4 protein-coding genes are annotated in these 2,959 nt (G+C 38.5%); all 4 read right to left on the bottom strand.

The window, feature by feature from the left end:
• Positions 1 to 651 (bottom strand): amidohydrolase family protein (locus V7659_RS28295; protein WP_335543389.1); only part of this gene is annotated, 651 nt, incomplete at its 3' end.
• Between the two features lie 89 nt (positions 652 to 740).
• The gene (locus V7659_RS28290) at positions 741 to 995 is read right to left on the bottom strand and encodes a hypothetical protein (RefSeq protein ID WP_144548496.1); all 255 of its coding nucleotides are present in this window, start codon (positions 993 to 995) and stop codon (positions 741 to 743) included.
• 84 nt (positions 996 to 1,079) lie between these two features.
• Positions 1,080 to 1,988 (bottom strand): fumarylacetoacetate hydrolase family protein, encoded by a 909-nt coding sequence (locus V7659_RS28285; protein WP_335543388.1) that lies wholly within the window; start codon positions 1,986 to 1,988, stop codon positions 1,080 to 1,082.
• 79 nt (positions 1,989 to 2,067) lie between these two features.
• Entirely contained in the window at positions 2,068 to 2,844 is a 777-nt protein-coding gene (locus V7659_RS28280) for an alpha/beta fold hydrolase (RefSeq protein WP_335543387.1), read from the bottom strand.
• Between the last annotated feature and the right edge of the window lie 115 nt (positions 2,845 to 2,959).

Genomic DNA, 2,959 nt, shown 5'->3' with positions numbered 1-2,959 from the left:
CTCTACAGCAGCTCTGACCTCTTTGTAGGTATAAAGTGTCATTTCACCTGTTGCGTGAGCAGTTAAACTTTCTCCACTCACATTAACCTTGACAAGGTCTGCCCCTTCTTTAAACAAACTTCTAACTACTTTTCTTACCTCATCTTCGCCATCCGCTAAAAAGGATAGTCCATGAACTCGAACATGGTTTGGATGTAAATCAACAAAACTGCCAGTTGCAGATACTTCAGCACCATTTGCGAGCATTCGAGGCCCAGGTACTTGTCCGCGATTAATGGCATCGCGCAAAGCAATGTCCACGCGACCTCGAGCAGCTGCGCTTACACAAGATGTAAAGCCGCTTTTAAGCATTGTTTCTGCATTCAAAATAGCCCCAATCATGGTTTCTTCAATCGGTTTAAAATCGATATCTTGAATATAGAGGGAATCCTGCCATGTGAAATGAGTATGTGCCTCAACCATTCCTGGCATAATGGTTTTTCCGTTTAATTCGATAATATCTACTTCATCGGGGTCGTAAGTTTCAGGAATAGAAAGATTCGTCCCGATAGCAGTGATTTTGTTGCGTTCAATTAGTACATCGATTCCCTGCTTTGCTTCAGCCCCTGTTCCGTCAATCAATAAACCATTTTTTAATAATTTTGCTTTCATTTTTGAAACCCCTTTCATTTCTTCATATTAATAAATATATGTTCAACGCTTGTTCCCGAAAATTACATNNGTTAGAAACCAATTAACACCTAAGAATTGAAAAAACCTTCAAGTCCATTATCTTCTCGGATTGCTGGAACCTCTTCATCCCACTCGCATTCAACTAGATTATCACACTTAACATGGTGAAGGCTTATTTTAAGTTTTTCATCATAATAGGTTCCAAGAATACGATAAGGAGAATATTTGGGTAAACAATTCGGGCAAAAGCCTCTAGAAATGGCATCTAATTGTTCATCTGAATAATAAACAGTATTTTTAGCTAAAAGTACCTTATCTAACATCAATCAACCATCCTTCCAAAAAGTTTTTTAAAAGGGGAGGGAGAACTCCCCTTTTCTTCTAACAAATAAAGAAAAACGTAATTTCTAGGAAACAATGTTCCTTAATACTCCGATTTTTTCAATCTCCACTTCCACCACGTCGCCTTCATTTAAGAACTTTGGTGGGTTAAAACCAAGTCCTACGCCTTTGGGAGTTCCGGTCGCAATGATATCTCCTGGCTTAAGCGTTACACCACCGGAAACCGTTTCAATAATAGTTGGGATATCAAAAATAAGGAGATTTGTATTAGAATTTTGCCTTACCTCTCCATTCACCCTGCACTGAACATCAAGCTTTACCGGGCGTTCAATTTCATCTTCAGTAACTAGAAATGGCCCCATTGGTCCAAAAGTATCCAAACTCTTCCCTAGAAACCATTGGCTATGTTGTTTTTGGAGATCCCGTGCCGATACATCATTGATAATGGTATAACCGAAAATATAATCATAGGCTTCTTCCTTTGATATATTTGTTCCTTCTTTACCTATTACAATAGCTAATTCTGCTTCATAATCAATTTTGCTTGTCACATTACGATGACTTTTAATCTTTTGATCTGGTCCAATGACCGTCGTAGTCGCTTTAGTAAATACTATAGGGTATTTTGGAAGATTTTGTTCCTCTTCCATTGCTGTAGTATATTCCATTGCATGTTCTCGATAATTAAGACCTAAACAAATGATATCTCGTTTTGGCTGTGGAATCGGAGCTTCTAGTAACACATCAGTTAAAGGAATAATCGCATCTCCGTTAACTTCAGACTCCCGCTGGTTTATTTCCTTAAGACGTGCCAAAGCCTCCGAATGTTCAATAACTCCTTGTAATGTATTCGGCAATATAGCTTGGGAATATAGTTGTTTTTCTGCCTTAACAGCATCGATAATGGCACTTTCATTCGCTTTTCTAAATCCGAACTTCAAATTCCCGTCATGAAAAAAAGATGCAAGATACATTTTTTTATTCTCCTTAGATAGTTTAATAGTTTGTGAAGTAATTTTGCTCTCCTTACAATCGCGAAGGACTCTTCCTTTCCTAAATCCTATTAATAAATTCCAAAATTGCTGTGTTTACCTCATTCGGCTTTTCAATTGTAGCCCAATGTCCACAATTAGACAGCACGACCAAATCAGCGTTTGGAAAGTTATTGTATAGGGCTTTTGACATTGATAGTGGAGTGGTTTTATCTTCCTCCCCAACAATCAACTGAACTGGTACTTCTACTTCCTGATGACTAATTGCCTTAGCCTCCGCTAGGGCCCGACATGACGCAGCATATCCTTCCGCATCATTTGTCAAAAGTAAAGACCTAACTAAACCCATGACTGCTAGATTTGTCTTGGAATAATTGGAGAATCCACCTTCTAGAATGGTATCGGCAATTACCTCCATTCCGTTCTCTCTAACCAAAGTAGAGCGATCCGCTAACGCTTTTCGTGCTCCTTCGGGTGGTTCGGTAAAACCGCCGACAAGCGTCAGACTTTTGACAACTTCAGGATAGGCTATCGCAAAATGCTCAGCAATCAATGTACCCATCGAATGTGCAATAATATGAGCGCTTTCAATCGATTCACTATCTAGTAGCGCTTTTAAATCTTCAACGAATAAATCAATAGAGTAATCGGGGTGGGATACATCGGTTCGCCCTGAACCACGCAGATCATATGTAACCGTTTTAAAATGACGGGAACAGGTATTTACCTGGCTATGCCAAATGTTCAAGTCCCCTCCTAGCCCATGAACAAAGACCACTGTGTCGCCTGACCCTTTCACTTCTACATTAATTTGAATATCTCTAATTTGCTTTCTCATAATATCCTCCAAAATATGAATTTAGTAGACATCGTATAAAAATTATTTTATTATCACCCCATCGACCTTCTATTAAATATTATTATATTATTTATTTTTTTATTGTCAATATTCT

The organism is Neobacillus drentensis, assembly GCF_036966985.1.
GTDB classification, from domain to species: domain Bacteria; phylum Bacillota; class Bacilli; order Bacillales; family Cytobacillaceae; genus Neobacillus; species Neobacillus drentensis_E.
Note: the sequence above shows the minus strand (reverse complement) of the source record. Positions and strands in the feature narration are given on the sequence as shown.

Excerpts from the sequence above, each read along its gene's own strand:
- V7659_RS28290 (WP_144548496.1), bottom strand. The coding sequence starts at position 995 with ATGTTAGATAAGGTACTTTTAGCTAAAAATACTGTTTATTATTCAGAT.
- V7659_RS28285 (WP_335543388.1), bottom strand. The coding sequence starts at position 1,988 with ATGTATCTTGCATCTTTTTTTCATGACGGGAATTTGAAGTTCGGATTT.
- V7659_RS28280 (WP_335543387.1), bottom strand. The coding sequence starts at position 2,844 with ATGAGAAAGCAAATTAGAGATATTCAAATTAATGTAGAAGTGAAAGGG.